The sequence below is a fragment of the Morganella sp. HSTU-ASny43 genome (assembly GCF_022819185.1).
Classification (GTDB): domain Bacteria; phylum Pseudomonadota; class Gammaproteobacteria; order Enterobacterales; family Enterobacteriaceae; genus Morganella; species Morganella morganii.
The window spans coordinates 1-22,368 of the sequence record NZ_WSPG01000003.1 but is presented as its reverse complement, the minus strand read 5'-3'; the positions used below and the strand labels follow the sequence as shown (position 1 = coordinate 22,368).

The 22,368-nt window shown below is 53.8% G+C and carries 12 protein-coding genes and 1 tRNA gene; 3 read left to right on the top strand and 10 right to left on the bottom strand.

Annotated features, from left to right (window positions below; translation table 11 throughout):
• The first annotated feature begins 115 nt into the window (after positions 1 to 115).
• Positions 116 to 192: transfer RNA gene (locus GN208_RS02360), tRNA-Ile, on the top strand.
• 471 nt (positions 193 to 663) lie between these two features.
• On the top strand, positions 664 to 5,343 hold the full coding sequence (locus tag GN208_RS02355) for an SEL1-like repeat protein (RefSeq protein WP_015422966.1): 4,680 nt from the start codon (positions 664 to 666) through the stop codon (positions 5,341 to 5,343).
• 62 nt (positions 5,344 to 5,405) lie between these two features.
• Here the strand turns inward: GN208_RS02355 and pbpC are convergent, their stop codons facing one another.
• From pbpC to GN208_RS02340, 3 genes are all read right to left on the bottom strand, one after another.
• A complete protein-coding gene (gene pbpC / locus GN208_RS02350) occupies positions 5,406 to 7,766 on the bottom strand; it encodes a penicillin-binding protein 1C (RefSeq protein ID WP_004236388.1) in 2,361 nt (786 codons plus the stop codon).
• Positions 7,767 to 7,789: 23 nt separating this feature from the next.
• Positions 7,790 to 13,705 (bottom strand): alpha-2-macroglobulin, encoded by a 5,916-nt coding sequence (locus GN208_RS02345; RefSeq protein ID WP_243828288.1) that lies wholly within the window; start codon positions 13,703 to 13,705, stop codon positions 7,790 to 7,792.
• A 194-nt stretch (positions 13,706 to 13,899) separates the two neighbouring features.
• Positions 13,900 to 15,039 carry an extended-spectrum class C beta-lactamase DHA-1 gene (locus tag GN208_RS02340; protein WP_004236386.1) on the bottom strand — a complete coding sequence of 380 codons (1,140 nt, stop codon included), beginning with the start codon at positions 15,037 to 15,039 and terminating at the stop codon, positions 13,900 to 13,902.
• A 110-nt stretch (positions 15,040 to 15,149) separates the two neighbouring features.
• On the opposite strand from GN208_RS02340, the gene ampR reads away from it, so the two are divergent.
• Positions 15,150 to 16,025 (top strand): LysR family transcriptional regulator AmpR, encoded by an 876-nt coding sequence (ampR, locus tag GN208_RS02335; protein ID WP_004236384.1) that lies wholly within the window; start codon positions 15,150 to 15,152, stop codon positions 16,023 to 16,025.
• A 3-nt stretch (positions 16,026 to 16,028) separates the two neighbouring features.
• Here the strand turns inward: ampR and hypA are convergent, their stop codons facing one another.
• From hypA to hybO, 7 genes are read right to left on the bottom strand one after another with little or no spacing between them, the layout of a single operon-like run.
• Positions 16,029 to 16,370 (bottom strand): hydrogenase maturation nickel metallochaperone HypA, encoded by a 342-nt coding sequence (hypA, locus tag GN208_RS02330; protein WP_004193196.1) that lies wholly within the window; start codon positions 16,368 to 16,370, stop codon positions 16,029 to 16,031.
• The gene (hybE, locus tag GN208_RS02325; RefSeq protein WP_243828287.1) at positions 16,363 to 16,737 is read right to left on the bottom strand and encodes a [NiFe]-hydrogenase assembly chaperone HybE; all 375 of its coding nucleotides are present in this window, start codon (positions 16,735 to 16,737) and stop codon (positions 16,363 to 16,365) included. The genes hypA and hybE overlap by 8 nt, the downstream gene beginning before the upstream one ends.
• A complete protein-coding gene (locus GN208_RS02320; RefSeq protein ID WP_004236381.1) occupies positions 16,730 to 17,224 on the bottom strand; it encodes a HyaD/HybD family hydrogenase maturation endopeptidase in 495 nt (164 codons plus the stop codon). The genes hybE and GN208_RS02320 overlap by 8 nt, the downstream gene beginning before the upstream one ends.
• A complete protein-coding gene (hybC, locus tag GN208_RS02315) occupies positions 17,224 to 18,927 on the bottom strand; it encodes a hydrogenase 2 large subunit (protein ID WP_004236380.1) in 1,704 nt (567 codons plus the stop codon). Before hybC ends, GN208_RS02320 begins: the two co-directional genes overlap by 1 nt.
• The gene (hybB, locus tag GN208_RS02310) at positions 18,924 to 20,105 is read right to left on the bottom strand and encodes a Ni/Fe-hydrogenase cytochrome b subunit (RefSeq protein WP_015422968.1); all 1,182 of its coding nucleotides are present in this window, start codon (positions 20,103 to 20,105) and stop codon (positions 18,924 to 18,926) included. The genes hybC and hybB overlap by 4 nt, the downstream gene beginning before the upstream one ends.
• Positions 20,095 to 21,078: a hydrogenase 2 operon protein HybA gene (gene hybA / locus GN208_RS02305; protein ID WP_015422969.1), complete on the bottom strand. Its 984-nt coding sequence runs from the start codon at positions 21,076 to 21,078 to the stop codon at positions 20,095 to 20,097. The genes hybB and hybA overlap by 11 nt, the downstream gene beginning before the upstream one ends.
• A 2-nt stretch (positions 21,079 to 21,080) precedes the next feature.
• A complete protein-coding gene (gene hybO / locus GN208_RS02300; RefSeq protein WP_243828286.1) occupies positions 21,081 to 22,214 on the bottom strand; it encodes a hydrogenase 2 small subunit in 1,134 nt (377 codons plus the stop codon).
• Positions 22,215 to 22,368: the final 154 nt, after the last annotated feature.

The following is a 22,368-nucleotide window of genomic DNA, read 5'->3' as shown; positions in this document are numbered from 1 at the left end:
CACAATTGATATTCAGAAATCATTTTTGACAGGCAATATTCCGCTCATAAAACAGTCAGATAGACAAGAAACGCTAGACCCCGCAGACAACTGGCAGTATAATCTCACCCACTTCGGCCCCTTAGCTCAGTTGGTTAGAGCACGCGACTCATAATCGCTTGGTCACTGGTTCAAGTCCAGTAGGGGCCACCAAATTTTTACTGATTTATCAGTGTATTAAGCCACTCTTCACCGGGTGGCTTTTTTACATCAGGTGCTGAGTGTCGCAAAAGTGATCCACCAATTTTTTGATTTGTGTGCCAATATCAGGCAGGTAATGCAAATATCCCTGCAAACCTTACTAATGATATTCATAAATCTCAGGGATATTGTTATTCTGAATATCTCTCGGAAACGAATGCAATATATTAAATCTTCTTTGTCAGGTTAATTTTCCGCCCAAACTTCGCTTCTTTGTATCATCTCCCGTTTGTTATTCAGATAACGATTTTTCCGCATCAAAAAACCGATTACACCGGATATTCTCCGATAATAACAGGCTGTTTTCATTTATTTTTCTGTTGGCCGGATAACATTGAATTACTTCTTTATTCCGTTACACTAAGTCAAATTTTTATTTTCTGTCTTCCTGTTTATTTAAGATTAATCCGTATAAGGACTGATATGACAAAGCAACGTAAACTGGGGCTTGCTCTGCTTATTGCTATTGCACTGTCCGGCGGGGCCTGGCTGACGTATTCAGTGACGTCCGGCAGCACCCCGGCAGATAAAGGCTATGAGCTGTATTTATCCGGGGATACTGACGGGGCATTCCGTTATTTTTCCGCAGAGGCGGAAAAGGATCCGCAGGCAGCTTATGCATTGTCTGTTATGTATCTCAATGGCTATGATGCACCGGCCAATGCGTTGCTGGGTTATCAGTGGCTGGAACGGGCCGCGAATGCCGGTAATAAAAGTGCCTTATACAACCTCGGTTATTACCGCTATCACGGTATAACACAAGATACCGCACAGGATCAGTACGGTATTACCTCCCTGAAAGCTGCTGCACAGGTCGGTGTCCGTGAGGCTCAGGAATTACTGGGCACTATTTATCTTCTCGATAAATACGGCAATATTCCGTCAGATGCAGAACAGGCGCGGAAATATATGACTGCAGCCGCAGATCAGGGGTCGTTTTTTGCAAAATTCGCGCTGGGCTATATCGCGTATGAATATGATAAAGATTATAAAAAAGCGGTCGATATTCTGACACCGTTGCTCAGCGAGCAATTTACCCTGCCTGCCATGCTGCTTTCCGGAATATATGAAAAAGGCGGTCACGGAATAGAAGCCGATCCGGGACAGGCAAAAAAATACCGCTATATGGCATTTTCACAAATCAGCTCACTCAATGAAGATGATTTGATGCCGAAAGCATTATCCCTTTTCGGCTCAGAAACGGCAGATGAAATAACCGCCCGGCTGGCAAAACTGGAGAAAATGGCGGAGAACGGCAATAAGCATGCCCGTTATGCCCTCTATGATACTTATATGCAGGGAACGGGTGTTATCGCAGATAAAGAAAAAGCCCTCCGCTATTTACTGCCGCTGATTAATCAAAAAGATCCGAAAGCCCTTTATACCTGGTATCTTGATACCAAAACAAATCCTGAATATCTGACAGCCTCAGCTGATGCCGGATATCCCGATGCCCTTTATCTGCTTTATCAAATCCACCGTAATATCCGTTTTGATGATGCCTTCGGTTATGACCGGGAGCGTGCGGCGAAATACCTTAAACAGGCTGCGAATACCGGACATCACGATGCATTAATCGATATTATTGAGGATATTGTCAGCAGCTATCAGTTTCCGGATAACGACACCAACGCACAGGTATCTGCCTATTTAGCCAAATTACTGGAAAAATATCCGGATGACCCGGAGGCGCTGATGCTGGCTTCCGCACGTTACGGTGATCAGGAAGGGAATATTTATGATCCGGTCCGGGCCTTCGAACTGAATAAAAAATCGGCTGAATTATCTCCCCTGCCGGATTCACAGGATCAACTGGCCTATAAATACGCCAGAGGTATCGGTGTTGAGCAGGATATGAAAAAAGCGGTCGGGATCTATAAATCCCTGCTGAGAGATCCCTATTTTCAGGATAAGGCTTACCGGCGTTTAACGGATCTGTATTTTTCCTTTGATACCGGCGGTGAAATTGATGACAAAGAGATTATCGCGTTCCTGAAAAAAGATATCGAAGAAAATGATAACTACCGCCAGGCGTATTTTTATGCCGATTATCTGTTGCAGGAAGATCCGGTAAAAAACCGTAAACAAGCTATGGAACTGTATCTGAAAGCCAGCGAATATACCCCCAGTGCTAATGTTCACCTGGCAAAATCGCTTATTTCGCTCAATACCGGCAATAATGAACAGGCTTTAAAGCTGGCACTGGAAATAATGAAAAGCGGATATGCCCGTTCCCTGCTGACGGAAAAAGAATGGCATGATGTCACGCAGATTGTATTCTCCGAAGGTAAAAACAACCTCCTTGCCAGGCAATTCTGGGTCCTGCTTGCCCTGCGGGATAATAACGCGGAAGCGCAGAAACTGATTGAACCGCTGCTGGGTCAGGATCCTGTTGTCACGTATTACTATGCGAAGCTGAAACTGGAAGATGCGGAAGATAAACCGGATATGACCGATGAGATCCTGCGTCCGGATATTGAACTGATGATGAAAGCGGCAGCGCTGGGCAACACAGACGCCGGTGAATACATGGTGAATCGTCTGAAGAGCGCGACCCGCTCCGGCACGCAGAGCAACCTGAATCAGGCGTTTCTGCGGATAACCGGACTGACAGAACGCGATATTGTGCCCCGGCTGACACAGTGTGCAGATGCCGGAGGATGGGCCTGTATGTATGAATTGGGCGAGATCTATTATGAAGGTAAATACGGTGTAAAAGCTGACCTGAATACCTCCGTCGCCTGGTACGAAAAAATTCCTGATCGCGATTACCGTTTCACAGAATCACGCCTGAGCAAAGTCAAAAAGAGCCGTGACACCCTGGCAGACCTGAATGCCCGCGTACAGAAAGGGGATGCTGAAGCCGCCTATGAATTATCTTATGCCTGGAGGAACGGCAACCACGGCCTGATTCAGGATCCGGAAAAATCACGGTATTACCTGAAAATGGCAGCCGAAGGCGGTAACGAAAATGCTGTCACCACACTGATTGATGACTACAAAAACGCAGACACGCTCAGTCCGGAAGATAAAAAATTGCTTCTGTCGCTGTATGACAAACTCCCGGGAACCGGCAATAACAGCTATCTGCGTGATCTGGGTACACAGTACCTGCAGGGCAGCAATCTTGTCAGCGCAGATCGTCAGAAAGCCCGTTATTATTTCAGCAAAGCCGGTGATTACGGTGCTCACGAGCTGAAAGCAATGGATCAGTTTGAAATAAATGTAAAACTGGCGGATGAAAGCCCAAATGCTGCTTATGAAACCGGTTATGCTTATTTTCTCGGGCGCGGCACACAAAAAGATCTGCTGCAAGCCCTGCCATACCTGCAAAAGGCAGCAGATGCCGGTCATAACTATGCCACAATCCTGCTGGCAGATACCTATGAAAAGGGAGAGTACGATAAAGAGACACAGCGACGGATTATCACACCGGACTGGGATAAAGCCATTGTCCTGATACGTGCCTACAAAGGGCCGCGTGATGTATCAGAAAATATCGCATTCTATGAGAGCACGATAAAACCGGCACTGGCCGGAGACAGCAGCGCCATGAACGCCGCCGGGGAACACTATAAGAGCAGCGGCTATTATGATACCACCCGTTACTGGTTTGAAAAAAGCGCGGAAAGCGGTTATCTGCCTGCATTCTGCGCTCTGGCCGGAGCGACTGAAACCAATAACGGTAAAATGGCGGTATTACGCCGTGGCGCGGAGAAAGGTGACAATTGCTCCGATACCATGCTGGCCATCATGCAGCTCAGAGAGAACCGCATTACACAGGATTCACCGGAGTGGACCGGTATTATCACCCGGGTGGAAAACGGTCTGAAAAACAGTGATGAAGAGGTGTCAAAAGCCGCGTTTGAAGCACTGACTCAGCTGTATCGCGGCACTCTCAGAGATGACAACGGCAGCTATCTGTATAAGGCAGACAACAAAAAATATCTCACACTGCTGGAATCGGAGGCAGATAAACGGGCAGATGCACAAATCGACCTGTTCTATTATTACCGGCAGAATAATGACATGGATAAAGCACTGTCTTATCTGCAAAAAGGCCATGATAGCGGCGATATCGCTGCCACAGAAACACTCTACGAATACTATATGTCGCCGGAATATTGCCGCCGTGACAATGCCGATCCCGCTAAAGCGGAGCAGTATCTGACGGAGTGGCTGAAAAAATCGGACTATCCGGAAAATACCGATAACCATATGCTGATGCCGCCGGAAGAGCGGACCAAAGCCATGGGTGATGCGTGGCTTGAAGGCTTCTGTCGCCGGGCACCGGATCCTGACAAAGCTATCGCGTGGTATACCCGCTCACTGACGTATAACAACACACATGCCCTGAAAGGTATGTATGACGCGCAGATAGCGAAGAAGAATGCATCAGAAGCCTATTACTACGGCTCACTTGCCGGTGTCAGCTCCCGGGAGGGGGACGACCTTATCGCCACACTGACGGATGCAGAACGCGAAACCGTGCTGCAGCGTATTAAGAAAAAGCAGGTGTATGAGCAATACGGTCGTTATGAACAGGAAATTGAAGCGAAGCGGCAAAAAGCAGAAAGCGGTGACGGCCCGGCGGCATTCTCGCTGGGGGTAAACTATGCCCGTGGCGAACGCGTTCCGGAAGATACGGAAAAAATGATCTATTACTATGAGCTGGCCGGTAAAAACGGGTACGCCCGTGCTTACAACGTGCTGGGTAATCTCTACCGCAAACCGAATGAGCGCGGGATCCCGGTCGACGGTAAAAAAGCCCTCGCGTATTTTGATGCGGGAGCAAAACTGGGTGACAGCAATACCGCACACCTCGCCGGGGATATGCTCTATTTCGGTCAGGCCGGGCTGGAAAAAGATTATCCGCAGGCTGCCCGCTATTATGAAATGACCTCTCTTGAACAGGGCAATCATCATGAAATGGCGAAATATAAAGTCGCGTGGATGTACTATCACAAAATGGCCGGTACCGGCAGCGATGATGATCTGCGAAAAGCACGGGATAACCTGATATTGTCGGCAAAATACGGCAATAAAGATGCCGCAGAAGCTTTAAAAGAGTGGGATTTTTCCCGTATCAGCGATAAAAAATAAATAAGCGGTTTTATTATCAGCACCCTCCCGGAATGTGATTTGTTCCGGAGGGTGTTTACAATTTACCTGTCCCTCACCCCCAGAATATCCACCTGAATAATCCGTGAATCTGCGCGGCCGTGGTCATCCACGGCGCGGATACGGTAGCGTCCGGCGGCTTCCGGTTTCCATTCCAGCGGGCGGCGGCTGGTGCTGTTACCGAGGTATGCATCACCGGCAAACCAGTAAATCACACTGCTGTCATTATCGGCGGTGGCGGTAAAAAACAGGGAGGATGGCTGTTTTGCTGTCCGTCGCAGTGTGTAAGTGGTGTTGCGCAGCGGAGAGGTAATTTGTGGCGGAGTACCGCCGATCAGGCTGTTGCCGCCTTTGCAGTGTGCGACAGACGGCGGGGTTTTCTTCGGCAGACCGGCCAGGGCAAATACCCGTGCCAGGTCAGACGGCCAGTATTCATAGATATCAATATTCACCTGTGCAGGATCATAAGGCGGGCAGACCACATCGCCGGTGATTTTATCCGTCGCCACCGGGCGGTAGATGGAATCAACCGCAATGGGAGATTTGCCCGGGATAAACCAGGTTTTGCCCCGCCGCTGACACCACTGCGTCGGCAGGTTGCCGCTGGCCAGACAAACCTCCACCTGACGGAGGTTCTCCGGCAGCGGAAAGTCCGGTTCCCGCAGTGCCGGATACTCCGCCATAATGTTGTCGATAATATTGAAAAACAGCGGTGCGGCAGCTTCCGCGCCAATCAGCGCACTGTTTCCGGTGCCGTCAAAGTTCCCGAGCCAGACCACCAGCACATACGGTCCGGTGATACCGCTGCTCCAGGCATCACGGAATCCCCAGGACGTGCCGGTTTTCCAGTACACCGGCAGTGTCATCGGTTTTTGCGCGAGGGTGTTACCGGGACGACGGTGCTGCCCCAGCATATCCAGGGTGATAAATGCCGCTTCCTCACTCAGCAGACGGACCGGCGCAGCGGGCTGTTCGGATTCGGTCATCCGCAGCGGGCGCAGAACGCCCCGGTTTGCGAGGATCGCATAGAGTTTTGCCAGCTCCTGCGCGGTCACTTCACCGCCGCCCAGGACCAGCGACAGCCCATAGTGTTTTTCTCCCGCCATCCCGGAGAGCCCGGCCAGACGGAGAAACTGATAGAGATTCGGTTTGCTGAGTTTTGCCGCGATATCCACCGCCGGAATATTACGGCTGTAGTTCAGTGCCTGTGTTGCCGGCAGCGGCCCCATAAAGCGCAGATCAAAGTTCTCCGGCGCGTAGCTGCCGAAAGTGGACGGCACATCTTTAAGAATGGTCAGCGGATGCAGTACGCCCTGCTCCAGCCCGAGAGCGTAAATAAAGGGTTTCAGTGCCGAGCCGGGAGAGCGTTTGGCGTTGGTGCCGTTCACCTGGCCGTGGATCTCCGTGTTGTAATAATCCGCCGATCCCACCAGCGCCCGCACGCCCATATCACGGGTATCGACGAGGAGCACCGCCGCATTATGCAGCCCCGCCTGCTGACGGCGGGCGATAAAAGCAGCCACCTGTTTTTCGGCAATGCGCTGAAGATTAACATCCAGCGTGGTAACCACCGTCTGCGGTTTTTCAGCACTGAACCGGTTCTGCCGGGCTATCTGCTCAATCAGATGCGGGGCGATGTAAGGCATCTGTTCCGGCTGACGCAGCATCAGCGGCAGTTCAAACAGTGCCGCCATGTTTTCATTGTCCGGATGCTCTTGCCGCCAGTGCTGCCAGAGCCGGTTGCGTGCCTGCATCAGCGGCTGGCTGATATCCGCACCTCCGGGTGTGACACGATATCCCGGCGACTGCGGCAGTACCGCCAGCGTCAGGGCTTCCGGCAGCGTTAAATCCGCCGGTTTTTTATTGAAATAGACCAGTGAGGCTGCCCCGGCGCTCTCAATATTCCGGCCATAGGGGGCATAGTTAAGATAGGCTTCCAGAATGTCGTGTTTGGAATAGCTCAGTTCCAGCTGCACAGCCCGCAGGATCTGTTCGGTTTTCCCCCGCAGGGTGCGGGTGTTGAGATGCCAGCGCATCCGTGCCAGCTGCATGGTGATGGTTGAGCCGCCCTGAAGCCGCTCCCCGCTGATATAACTGACAAAAAAACCGCGCGTGAGACTGTATGGGTTAAAGCCGGGGTGGAGATAAAACCAGCGATCCTCATAACGCAGCGTTCCCTCTGTCAGCAGCGGGGACATTTCTTCCAGCGGTGTCCACAGCCGGTAGCGGTCATCGTTTGCCAGCGTCAGGCGCAGCAGTGTGCCGTTGCGGTCATAATAGGCAACCGACAGAGGCACACCTTCTGACAGCGGCGGATGCGGCCAGAGGCGGAATCCGGTCAGAAACAGCGCCAGCAGGATAATTACTGCCGCCAGATTCTGTATTACACGCCGGATGCCGCTCATTCTGACCGATACCGCCCGTGCATTCAGGGTTTATCTGCGGCAGGCGGCAGAACCGTAAATACCCCGGCTGCCGCAGACTGCACCTGAATCTCCCGGTCATACATGGCTTCGCCGAACGCCGGCGGAATGATAAATCGCCCTGTATTCACCGGTTTTATCTGATAGATAAACTCCTGACTATCCGCCGCGGCACTGCCGTAGATAAGCACTCTGTCCTCGCGGGCATCACTGAAGTCCGGTACCCAGCGGCGGCCGGTGCTGAACGGGAGCTGTGACAGTTGCAGGCTGTCCGCCGCTTCCGGATCCTGACGCACCACCTCAAACCCGCCCGGCAGCAGATCCGCCACCACAATATTATTCAGCCCCTGTCTGGCATTGGCGCGGATATGCAGACGGACATAGACTTTTTCGCCCTGTGCCGCACTGGTTATCACCTCACCTTTTTCATTCAGGTAATCACGGCTGATTTCCAGCCCTTTCGCCACCGCAGCCTGCGGCGGTGTGCGATCAAAACCGGATTCTGTCACCACATACCAGGCCGGGTTATCCGACGGATTATCAAAGCGGATTTCACTGACACCGTCGCTGAATTTTCCGGTCGCAGAGGCATTTTTCATCACCGAAATCACTTCAGGCGCTTCTGTGCCTTTCAGAACGCTGATAGTGAGTTCACCGGCTTGTGCCCCGCTCTGCTGCATATGACGGCTGTAGTATTCCATTGCCAGAATACTCATGGCCGCTGAATAGGTGGTGTAACGCTCATCTTTAAAGCGCAGCACCATGTTTTCCAGCAGTTGCGGCGGGATAGCAGACACTTTTTCCGGGAAGTGACGGACAATCAGGTAGAGCCGTGTGCTGTCCTGCACCAGCGGATCGAGGTAGCTCCGTGTCCACCATGCTTTGCTGTAAGCCGAGTTCAGGGCTTTCCAGGTCGGCGCCAGCATCATATCCGCCTGTTTATCCATCTTCAGCATTTTGTAGGATGCCGCGAGATACAGCGCGCCCGGGTCATCCTGCCAGGAGTCCGGATAACTGCTCTGCATCTGTGTCTGTACTTCAGCCAGCAGTCCGGTGGTCACCTCGCCCTGACGGGTCAGCAGGTAGACAGCAAAGGCGCGCATCCGCAGATCATCCTGCGTATTGAGCATCGGGTTCGCCGCCACTTTCTTCAGGTAAATATTGGCGGAGCCGAGCAGCGATTCCTGCACCGGATAGCCCGCATCCTGTGCTTCCAGCAGGAACTGCACCACATACAGTGTGACAAACGGATCGGTTTCCGGCATCGCCTGCCATTCGCCGATACCACCCTGACCGTTCTGCCGCGTCAGCAGTGTGGTCATGGTCTGTTGCAGCTGTTTGCGGATTTCCGTCTGTGACTGCAGTGTGCTGATTTCCGGATTACGCTGACTGAACAGCAGCGGAATGGCGCGGCTGGTGATCTGCTCCGAACAGTTATACGGATAATTATCCAGATACTGCGACAGCGCCTCACTCATCACCATCGGCGAGTATGAGACCCGCGCATCCCGCTTGGCATAGTTATCAAACATCTGCCGCAGCGCCGTCACCCGCTGCTGTTTACCGTCCATCCGTCCGAGAGACGAACGGGTGCGGTAAGCCGAGGCCGGGCGGACCGACAGATTCTGTGTGCGGACCGCCGATTTATCCCCGGAAGTGACGCGGAAGGTAATATCCGCCGTGCCCGGCAGCGCATTGGCTTTCAGGCGGAACGACAATACCGTTTCTTTCTTCTCACCGGGCGTGATCTGCTCATGGCTGCTGCCGGTGATTTCCAGTGCCGGATCGGCGCTGACGGTGACATCCAGCGGCACCGCTTCACCGTTCAGGCCGGTCAGGTTATTGGCGATACCGAGGGAGACATCAAATTCATCCCCCGGGGAGACCATGGCCGGAATATTCGGCGTCAGCACAAAATCATCCCGTACCGTGGTGCTGCTCTGTGTGTGGCCGATGCGGTCAGGTGAAACCGATACTGCCATCACGCGGATCTTACCGTTGAAATAATCCGGCACCTGATAATTAAAGACCGCGTCGCCATCAACGGCGGTGATCCCCGACCAGTACGCTACCGGTTCATCCCGCTTACGTTTGAACGGGTTAAGATGCAGATCGATTCCCTCTCCGGCATCCCCGCCCGGTGCTGCGGTCAGCGCCATCATTTTGCTGAATTCCGGCAGGATCAGGTCGAGGATCTGAGTGCTTTTCACTTCCAGCGCCCGTTTGCGGAAGAAATAGTCGAGCGGATCTTTCAGGCGGTAACGCGCCACCTGCAATATGCCCTCATCAATGGCAAAGACCACCACATTCTGCGGCGAGGTGGTTTTCACATGAACCGCCAGGTTTTCACCCGGTTTCATGACGTCCGGCGATGCCAGCGTGATCCCCGCATTAAACGCCTCATGGCTGACGCGGAACGGCTGCACGCCGAAGCTCAGCGGGCTCATAAAGATTTCATCGGAGTTAATATCACGGACAAACTGCACGTTAACATAGCCGTTGCCGGTCAGTTCTGCCGGTACGCGGATTTTCTGCACTGAGTTAGTGGTGTCTGCACGGAACCATACCCACTGATACACTTTGTCGCGCTCAATGGTGATAATACCGCTGCCGGTGTACGGCGCGCTGACGGCAATTTCAATCTCTTCACCCGGTTTATATTCCTCTTTATTCAGCGTCAGCTGCAGTTCCGCATTGCGATCCAGCGAGCGGGTGATGTTCGCGTTACCGGCGACGGTGTAGTCGGTTCTGTTCAGCACATTACCGTCCGCATCTTCCGCCTGTAAGATAAAGTGACCGGGTTTCGAGGTATTCAGTGTGATATCAGTGCCGGCGCTGCTGATAGTCAGCGGTTGCTCATCAATCCGGGTTTCTTTCAGTCTGGACTGATATTTGAAGACCCCGGACGGCTGGCGCATCAGTACAGAAATGTATTTCTGTTCCAGAAGCACCAGTTTCAGATTGGTTTTTTCGATGCGGGTCAGTGACGGATCCACCGCAATCAGATTCAGCATCCGCACTGCATCCTTACTGATGTAATCCGTGTCGCCGTCCGCTTTGATACCCACCAGCGAGTCATGCGGGGAGACCAGTACCCGCGCTGCTGCCGTGACTGAACGGCCGCTGCCCGGCTCAAACGCTTCGGTGAACAGCTGTAACTGATAGGTCGCTTCCGCGTAATTTTCCAGCCCTAACGCCAGCAGTGCGGCACCGTTTTCATCGGTGGTGCGCTCTTCCAGCTGGGTTTCAAAGTTATCCGTACTGCGGCTGTTTTCATAGAAACGGTAATCCGGATACTGCGTGAATGACGGATAAACCGGTCGCATGGTCATTTTTGTCGCGATACGACGATTCTGCGCCGGGGTGCCGAACAGGTTCTGCACATCAACCGCCGCCTGTAATTCATCCGGTTTCACCCAGCCCTGCTGACGATCCGGCGTCAGTTTCAGTGCCACTTTCATGCTGTCCGGCTCAAACTCTTTCACCACCACGGTGGTGGTACCGAGCAGACGCAGGTCATTCTCATCTTTACCTTCCAGATAGAGATAGATATTCCAGTCGCCGGTCGGAGAGTTTTCCGATGTGGTGTAGCTCAGTTCGCTGAAACCGGTGGCATCCAGAATAATCTGCTGTGAATGCATCAGAGTGTCACGCGGGTCGCGGATCTCCGCCCGCAGCGGGATGCCGGTCAGCGGGGTTTTCCAGTCATAGGTACGGGTGATAAGCCCGGCATGAAAGATTTCCCCCGGCCGGTAAATACCGCGATCTGAGAAAAGATAGCTGCTGAGGGTGCGCGGATCTTCCGGGGTTTCGTCGCCGTAAATATCAAAGCGCGAGAAATCCGGCTGGCGGTCATACCAGGCATTGACCGGCAGGAAGGAGACATCCCCCTCTTTTTCCGCCAGGAACATCACCGCCATCTGCTCATTACGGAAATCATGCAGCGGCGGGAATGCGGCGTGGCCGTCACTGCCGGTTGTACGGCTCAGCAGTGTGGTGCCGTTTTTGGCCACCACAGAAACGTTTGCGCCACTGACCGGCTCACCGGTATACACGGACTGCACGAACACATCCCGCGAGCCGTCGGGGGAGGATTTCGCGATGATCCCCATATCAGTGACCACCACAAAGCGCGAGTCGAGAACCGCATCCTCTTCGTAATCCTCATCCCCTTCGTCATAGCTTTCCGCTTCCGGGGCTTCCGCCGGTTTAGCCGGATCCCACGCCCGCAGGCTCAGCAGGAATATGCCGCGTTTTGCGGATGGGTCAGCTGAGAGGTATTTGCTCAGGTCGATACCTTTGTACTGAATATCGCCGGGGTTGGCGGCAGACAGCGCCGTCTGGTAAGTAAAGTGCTCCGTAAAGTATTCATCACTCAGGCGGTTAAAATCCGTTGAGGTAAAGTTTTTATCCTTAAAGGAGACGATGTGCTGTAACTGGCCCGGGATCACCCGTTTCACATCCAGCTGCAGGCCCGGGAAGTTACGTGCCGCGACGGTGATCTGTTTTTCACCTTTCATCGACAGCAGTGCCCCGTCAGACATAAAACGCAGTGTTTTCGGGTAATCCGGGATGCGTACCGGCAGATAGCGTGATGTTTTCAGATAATAACCGCCCGCCGAACTCATACCGCCGGTGATCTCCACCAGCAGCCAGCGGTTGGCCGGGGCGTTATAACTGAAGCTGAATGCTGCCTGATTCTCCTGCTCGCTGTCATCCGGGGTCAGCGTGACCGGCTCTGATAATGTGATGACTTTTTCGCTGATATCGTCTGATTTCCAGTCGTCGTAAATCCCCTCAGAATTATAATCAGGGTGTTTTTCCGGCAGCAGACGGGCACGAACCGCTTTTGTGATCTGTTTTTCATTCACCGGGTCAGAGAATGACACAATCAGGGCGCGGCGATCTTTTCCGTCATCTGATTCCACCAGCTGACTATCGATGCCCGTCACATCCAGACTGTAGCGGTTCGGCACGATCACGCGGAAGGTTTCATCTTTGTCCGTGGTATTGGCCGGAACGGCCGCCCCGACACCGGCTCTGACTGTCAGCAACACTTCGCTGTCTGTATCATTGAGTGCCAGCTGCCCGGAGTGGATCCAGGCTTTGAGTTTTTTATCATCATAAGTGACGGTATACGGCACCGGCTTGCCGTCACGGGTCATGGACAGACGCGATTCCAGATTTTTGACATCTGCCGGGGCATTGAAGGTCAGGCCGATAATGGCGTGTTTTTTCATCGGATCCTGTGGATCCTGATAGAACTCCGCCCGGCCGCCGCGATAATAAAACTCAGGGGTGGTAAAGGTTTTTTGTTTCTCTGTTAACGCCACCTGCGGAGCCAGCAGTGTTTTGGCATCCATATCGACGGTGTAGGTTTTCCCCATCGGGAAGGTTTTTTTCGCCGTGAATACCAGCTTACGGTCATTACGCCACTGCCACTCACCTTCCATTGCGGGGGTCAGGGTAATACCGGCCGTGACCGGTTTGCCGATCAGTGTCACCGGTGCGGCAGAGCGGGAGAATGTCACCACCACAATCTGCGCTGAATTATCGTCACGGTTATAATTAACCGCCGAAGGGCGCTGCACAGACGCGGAAATATCCTGCACCACCAGCGGCACAACATCCACCGGCTTCGGTTTGTTCTGATACCAGTGCCAGGTGTAATAACTGCCCGCTGCCACCGCAGCAGTCAGCAATAATAAGGCAGATATGGTTTTCGGATAGCGGTTTACACCCCGCTCCAGCCGGGCAAGCTGATTACCGGCAAAGGTCACCCAGCCCGGCACCGCCCAGCGGATCCGTCCGGTGAACGGGCGCAGCAGAAAACCCAGCAGAGTAAAGAGATAAACAAGACTGCGAGCCGCCAGACGCAGCAAAATAAAAGGTAAGCGGAGGATAAAACGCAGAACGTCCATGACAACATTTTCCTCTGTGTGTTGAGACTGACATCAGTTTGCCGCAGCACACAGTGAAATCCGGTTCAGCCGGAAGCTGTCAGTGCCCGATACTCTCATCCTCCATAAAACAGCCCATAAAGCAAATTATTGTATAAGGAATAATCTTAAATTACGGCCCCGGCGTATCCGCAGGGGCCTGTTCAGGGAAAAAATTATTCCAGTGCACTCAAAATAGCCTGTGCGGCTTTGACTCTTTCGGTATTCGGGTAGTTTTTATTCGCCAGAATCACAATCGCCACCTGTTTTTCCGGAATAAAGGCCACATAGGCGCCGAAACCAGTTGTTGCCCCCGTTTTATGCACCCAGGAAGCACGGTTATATGGCTGAACCTGGTTGTCTGTTACCGGGTGCGGCTGCAATGCGACCTCGTTGGTCACGCCGTTAATGATCATATCTTTCTGCTGCGGCCAGTCATACATTTCCCAGCCCAGCCCCTGGTTAATCGCGGCGGTTTTATAGTAGCGGGTCTGTGCAAGATACATTGCCATTTCCAGATCCGCATTACCGGCCCGTGACGGCTCCATATTCATTTCCGCCCAGCGCAGCATATCTTTTGAGGCGGATTTCACGCCGTAAGATTCCGCATCAAGCTGTCCCGGCGACACGCGGACCGGTTTTTTGTTTTTATAACCGTACGCATACTGGCTTTGCGCACTTTCCGGCACAGTAATAAAGGTGTGAGATAACCCCAGCGGTGCCAGGATCCGTGCAGTCAGCAACTGCTCATACGGCATCCCCGCCGCGTTTGCGGTCAGAGCACCAAACAGGCCGATACTGCTGTTTGCATACAGACGCATATCGCCCGGTTTCCGGGACGGCTGCCACTGCTGATAGAAATTCAGCAGATCCGCACGGCTTTTTACCGCATCCGGCACCTGTAACGGCAGTCCGCCTGCGGTATAGGTAGCCAGATCCAGCAATGTGATCCCCTTCCACTGCGGCAGAGCCAGCTCCGGCTGGTATTTTGCCGCCGGATCATTCAGCGCCATCTCTTTTTTCGCCACAGAAACCGCACCCAGCACACCTGTGAAAGTTTTACTTACAGATCCGAGCTCAAATAGTGTATTTTCAGTGACCGGCTGTTTTGCCTGAATATCGGCAAAACCATAATTGAAATAATAGGGCTTACCCTTTACGGAGACGGCAACCGCCATCCCGGGAATATCCTGCTGTGCCATCAGCGGTTTAATGGTGCTGTCCACCACCGCCGCGACATTATCAGCGGCAGAAAACCCCGGGGCGGAAAACGCCAGCAGAGCGGAAATCAGTGTTGCAGATAACGATTTTTTCATCAGAATTAACCTTCCGTGTGTGAGTGACGGCGGCAAGTATCGTCAGATTCACCGGACAGAACAAACGGTTAATTATAACAAGAGCCTAAAGAAAAACTTACAGGTGGATTATGGTCAGACGTTATCTCCCCCTTAACCCGCTGCGCGCCTTTGAGGCCGCCGCCCGTCATCTCAGTTTTACCCGTGCGGCGATTGAGCTGAATGTCACCCATGCCGCCGTCAGCCAGCAGGTCAGGGCTCTGGAAGAACAACTCGGCTGTGTGCTGTTTACCCGCGTCTCACGCGGACTGGTGCTGACCCATGAAGGTGAGGGATTACTGCCGGTGCTCAATGAGGCGTTTGACCGGATTGCGGATACTCTGGAGTGTTTTTCTCACGGGCAGTTCCGTGAGCGGGTGAAAGTCGGTGCGGTGGGAACATTTGCCGCAGGCTGGCTGCTGCCGCGTCTGACCGGATTTTATGACAGCCATCCGCATATTGATCTGCATATTTCCACCCATAATAACCATGTGGATCCGGCGGCGGAAGGGCATGATTATACGATCCGTTTCGGTAACGGCGCGTGGCATGAGTCAGATGCGGAACTGATTTTCAGTGCACCACACGCTCCGCTGTGCTCACCGGCCATTGCAGAACAGTTACAGCAGCCGGATGATGTTCACCGCTTTACCCTGCTGCGCTCATTCCGCCGGGATGAATGGAGCCGCTGGCTGGATTGTGCGGGCGGCACACCGCCTTCCCCGTCACAGCCGGTAATGGTGTTCGATACCTCACTGGCCATGGCCGAGGCGGCACAACTGGGTGCCGGGGTAGCGATCGCACCGGTATGTATGTTCAGCCGCCTGTTACAGTCAGGCGCACTGGTACAGCCGTTTGCCGCAGAAATCACCCTCGGCGGCTACTGGCTGACGCGGTTACAGTCCCGTACGGAAACCCCGGCCATGCAGCAATTCGCCCGCTGGCTGCTGAATACGGCGGCGGCGTAAAACTCACTCACCTTCCAGGCTTTTTACCCGCAAATCATCACCTTCACTGATGCGCAGCCGTTCACTGCCGCAGTGCGGACAGCATCCGGCGTGCTGCATGATTTCGGCCTCACGGCTGCAATCCCAGCACCATGCCTGTGCCGGGATAACATCAATATGCAGTGTGCAGCCCTGCGCCACGGTATCACGGCAGGCGATATCAAAACAGAAATGCAGTGCACTCTCCTCAACATCCGCCAGTGCGCCGACTTCCAGCCAGACATCCGTTACCCGCGCAATGCCGTGCTGTTCAGCCTGTTCGCGGATAATGTCCGCTGCACTCATACACAGGGATAACTCATGCATGCCGGGGTACCGGTTTTCCGGTAAACAGCGCCCTGCGCCCGGCCATCGCCGGAGCATCCGGGTCCGTGACCGGCAGTGAAAGCAGCATACGCGCACTGTCATCCGCCAGCCGCAGGCCGATTTTTTCACTGACTTTACGCTGCGGCCAGAGCTGCTCCGGCCCCGGAAAAATCACGGCACTGAACATCCACGGCGTGATCACACAACCCGTCCACTGCCCTTCAAACAGCGTCAGTTCCGTGACATAAACCGGCATTGACGGGTGCAGGAAGGTGAGATCGTGCATAGTATCCGCCGCTACTTTTTCAAACGCGTTGCGGATCTGCTCTGTCGGGCTGTGCATAAAGCCCTGAATATCCTCAGGCATCTGCCGTCTCCTTCTTCACCACCTCAACACCGGATTCACGCAGTACAGCCAGCACCTGCTGCAGTGCCGGTTCAACGGCAGCCTGCAGTTGCGGGGTCAGACCGATATCCGGCTCCAGCGAGGCCGGAACCACGCCCACCAGCGTCAGTTTGGCGGGGAATTCCCCGGTAAACCGCAGCGCGGACAAGACATCGGATAACCCCAGCTGATGCGGGGAGATTTTATTAGTGAACAGCGCCGGAACCTCCTCATCCCGCAGAATGCGGATGGTGCCCGGGGCGCTTTTCGCCGTCACAATAGCGTCAGTGATAATCAGATGATCCCGCCCGGCCATGCTGTCGAGCAGTTCCATCCCCGCCGTGCCGCCGTCCATCACTTCCACATAATCCGGCAGGATATAGCGCTCCGCCAGTGCTTCCGCGATATGCACACCGATAGCTTCGTCAGTCAGCAGAATATTGCCGACACCTAATACCAGAATCCGCATTACAGCACCTTCACTGATACCGTTTCACGGCCATCAACATCAACAATATGAACCGCACATGCCATACACGGGTCGAATGAGTGGATAGTGCGCACCACTTCCAGCGGTTTTTCCGGATCAGCAATTTTCAGCCCGACCAGCGACTGCTCATACGGCCCCGCCACATTATCGTGATTGCGCGGCCCGCAGTTCCAGGTGGACGGTACCACCGCCTGATAGTTCTCAATCACGCCGTCTTTGATCACCACCCAGTGCGATAACATGCCGCGTGGTGCTTCCAGGAAACCCACGCCTTTTATCACGCCGGTGGCCGGGAATTCCGGTTTCACATAAGTGATATGATCCCCGGTACCGATATTGGCGATCAGCGCGGCATACTGGTTCTGCAACACCGCCTGTAATTCACAGCAGTGCACCGTACGGCCGATAATCCGCCCGAGTGTGGAATGCAGCTGTTTTACCTCCGGGGTGTTGCCGGTCAGGGTCTGGTAAACCGCGATAATTTCATTCAGTTTTTCGGCTGTGCCGGGGTGTTTTGCCGCCAGTTTACAGAACATATTGGCCAGCGGGCCGACTTCCACGGTTTTGCCGTACAGCGTCGGTGATTTCACCCACGAGTATTTACCGTCCGGATCCCAGCCGGTGTATTTCGGCTCAGTTGTGCCTTCCCACGGTTTCTGCGGCGCTTCATCCTGATACCAGGAGTGCGGAGAACTTTCCTGAATCCCTTCCAGCAGGAAAGCATCCGTCTGGGAATCGATCGGGCGGAAAGTCGCTAAGTCAGCGTTTTCAATGTAGCCGCCCGGGAACAGGAAACTGCCGTTTTTGCCGTCGGTCGGGAATTCCGGGGTGCTCAGGTAGTTCACTGCGCCCTGCCCAGTTTCAAACCACTGCGGGTAAAATGCAGCAATGACCGCAGTATCAATTTTATAAACCTGCTCAACGAAATCATTCAGCTTGTCGATAAATGATTTGATATACATCAGGCGTTCCAGGTTCAGCACACCGATACCGTCGAGGTTAATCGGGTTTGCCACGCCGCCGACCGCCAGGTTCTGAATGTGCGGCGTTTTGCCACCCAGCAGCGCCACAATACGGTTAGCATCGCGCTGGCATTCCAGCGCCTGTAAATAGTGTGCGACGGCAATCAGGTTCACTTCCGGCGGCAACTGCATCGCCGGGTGTCCCCAGTAGCCGTTGGCAAAAATCCCCAGTTGCCCGCTTTCCACCAGTGCTTTGATTTTATCCTGCACTCTGACGAATTCCTGCGTGCTGTTGAGCGGCCAGTCAGAAACGCCGTTCAGCATGGCAGAGGCTTTTGCCGGATCCGCTTTCAGCGCGGAGGTGATATCCACCCAGTCCAGCGCGGAGAGCTGATAAAAGTGGACAATATGATCATGGGTGGTGTGCGCCGCCAGAATGATATTGCGGATATACTGCGCATTTACCGGCACATCCAGGTTCAGGGCATTTTCCACGGCACGCACCGATGCCAGTGCGTGTGTGGTGGTACAGACACCGCAGATGCGCTGGAGGATCATCCACGCATCACGCGGATCTTTCCCTTTGACGATTTTTTCCATTCCGCGCCACATGGTACCTGACGCCCAGGCTTTGGTGACCACACCATCGCCGATTTCACAGTCAATGCGTAAATGTCCTTCGATACGGGTAACCGGATCAATCGTAATTCTCTGGCTCATGACTTACTTGCCTCATGATAAGGGTGAGCTGCGGTTTTATTGACTGCAGGGAGTATCGGTAACAGGCGGATCAGGAAAAGGTAAGCGCAGATCTCAACAGCCACGAAACCAATGGAAATTAACAGTTCTTCCGCCGTCGGGAAGTAGTGATAGCCATTGCCGGGATCAAACGCCAGCAATGAATAGGCAAGACGCCATGCCGCACAGCCGAGCATCATGCTCAGTGCGCCAATGTAGAGCAGCCGGGAGTCACGGCGGAACGCCGGGATACTGAAGACCGCCAGTGCAATCGCCATCAGCACAATCTCGCACCAGAACAGCACAGCGTAATAATCCCCGGCGAAAGCCAGTCCGAGCTTGCCGCGGTAGATCAGTTCCCCGAAGCGCAGCACCAGAAACAGTGCCATCAGCACACTGACGGTCAGTGCCAGCTTGCCGAACAGGCGTTTTTCATCGGGACCGTTGCCTTTCAGGCCGCTCTGTACCAGGGAGCCTTCAAATACCACAATGGAGAATCCCATAATAAAGGCGGTGAGCAGAGAGAACAGCGGCAGCATTTCATAACTCTGCCACAACGGATGCACTTTATAGCCCGCCGCAATCATCAGGGAGCCCATCGAAGATTGGTGCATAGCCGGTAACAGTGCGCCGAGCGCTATCACAAAGAACATGATTTTGTTCAACCGCTTAAGGGAGACTTTCCAGCCCATACGCTCACAGAATGCCGGTGCCAGTTCCAGTGCCATCACGCCGATATAAATCGTCATACAGACCGCGGTTTCCAGCAGGACGGAGTTGACGTTGAAAATACCCGGAATAAAGAAGTTCGGCATATTCCAGTAACGGCCGAGGTCAATGGTGATAGACAATCCGCCCAGTGAATATCCCAGCAGGCTCGCCAGCAGCGCCGGACGCACCAGCGGGTGATATTCCCCTTTGTTGAACACATACACCGCCCACGCCAGCGCCCAGCCGCCGCAGGCAAAACCGGTGCCGATCAGCAGGTCAAACGCAATCCAGATCCCCCACGGATAGCCGCCGTTCAGATCAGAGACTGACCCCAGCCCGAAGACCAGACGTTTGACGATAAGCAGAACACAGAGGATAACAAGCGGCCCGAAAATGATGATCGGCTTACTGAATAATTTGCCGCCGAGGGGTTTGGGATCATGACTCATGATCATCACCTCCGTCGTGAGTGTCATTTTTGCTGTTGCGGCGCACCAGCACAGTGAGCCCGGCCAGTACCGCCAGCGGCAGGATCATCCCTTTGTACAGGGTGTGCTGGATGTTTTCAGAACGGGCTCCGGTAGAGAGCTCTGCCAGTTCCGGCAGTTGCAGATTTTTATACGGCACGCCGGTCAGTACCATCACCTGAGTTCCGCCACCCTCTTTTTCGCCGTACAGATGCGGATAATAGGAAGACACGGGATGTTTGTAGTTATCGCCGGTTTTCAGTGTCTGGCGCGGATAGGCATATTCCTCTCCGGCTGTCAGCCCGAGACGGTTTTTCGCCTCGCTCATCAGATCTTCGCGGGTGCCGAAGATAATCGCCCCGGTCGGACACACTTCCACACAGCCGGGTAAACCGCCTTTATCGAGCAGTTCAACACCCTTCTGGTTACAGAGTTCGCACTTGTGGATCATACCGAACGGGTTGTCGTAATCGTATTTCGGTATATCATACGGGCAGCCGACCATGCAGTAGCGGCAGCCGGTACAGATGTCTTTGTCATAATGCACAATGCCGGTAACCGGATGCTTTTTCAGCGCACCGACCGGGCAGACTGAGACACAGTTCGGATCCACACAGTGCATACATTGCTTCTTGATGTAGGCATAACCGTCCTTTTCCTGGTCTTTGTGTTCGCCGGTACCGCTCATCCACACCTGGATAATGTTGTTGGTGTACGGCGACAACTTGTCATTGTTGGACCACGTCTGCGCCCCTTCCGGGTTACGGCCGGGGAAATTGATATCCTGACATTTGGTCACACACGCCTGACAGCCGACACACAGAGTGGAGTCATACAGCATGCCGAGCGCACCGGGGATCGGCGGGCGGTTCTCCGCCGCCGCGTGGCTCACGGATGTATTACCTAACAGTAATGCCCCGCCGGAAGCCACTTTAATAAAGTCACGCCTGTTCACAGTTACTCTCCCCGCGGATCGCCGGACCGGTTTTTCTTCTGCTGGCGGCCCAGCTCACGGACAGCCATCACACTGACACCGGCCACCAGCCCGACCACGCCGCCGAGCAGCCCGATAGCGCCACCCGATACCGAACCGCCCTCTTTCAGCTCCACATCCGGTTTTTCAGAACGCGGTGTCTGGTTCTGTACCCCGGCGAGCTGGTGGATCCCTTTGTGGAAGCCCACGCCGGCCTCGTTACAGCCATAGCAGGGATGCCCGATAGCCACCGGCCACACACCGCCGACATCACAGAACTGCAATGTGGAGCAGTTGCCGTACGTTTCCGGCCCTTTGCAGCCGAGGTGATAGAGGCACCAGCCTTCACGGTGACCGTGGTCGCCGAATGCTTTGGCAAAACGTCCGGCGTCAAAGTGAGCGCGGCGCTCGCAGTGTTCGTGGATCAGATGACCGTAAGCAAACAGCGGCCGGTTTTTATCATCCAGCCCCGGGGCTTTGCCGTAAGTGATGATATGAGCAACCGTTGCCAGGAAGTTATGCGGGTTAGGCGGGCAGCCCGGAATATTAATCACGGTTTTACCGGGCAGAACCGCTTCCAGTGATGCCGCGCCGGTCGGGTTATCACCGGCGGCAGCCACGCCGCCCCAGGCGGCACAGGAGCCGATGGCAATAATCGCGGCAGCGCCCTCCGCCGCCCGGCGGATATGGTCGGCAATCGGCTCGCCGGCAATCATGCAGTAAATGCCGTCATCCTTCAGCGGTACAGAGCCGTCCACCACCAGCACATATTTGCCTTTGTATTTCTCAATCGCATTGTGCTTGTTGGCTTCCGCCTGATGACCGAATGCCGCCGAGAGTACCTCGTGGTACTCCAGCGAAATCATATCAAGGATGAGATTTTCGATGGTCGGGTGCGTCGCCCGGAGCAGGGACTCAGTGCAACCGGTACACTCCTGTGCAGATATCCAGATGACGGGGGGGCAATCCTTACGGCTGACGGACGCCGCGATTTCGGCAGATGCATTTGCACTGAGACCCATGGTGGCCGCTAAGGCCGCACAGAGTTTCAGAAAGCTTCGCCGGTCAATACCCTCAGAAGTGATATCAGAAGTAATAAAGGTATTATCTTCGATCATTCTCTATATTCCGTTGTGTTAATTTAATATTAATATAATCCGGTTATTATTAAATTACTGAGACACGGAACATAATCAATAAACAAAAAAATAAAATCTGAAATATTATTTTACAGATAATGAGAATTTTTTCTATTTTTAACATTTAATCTAT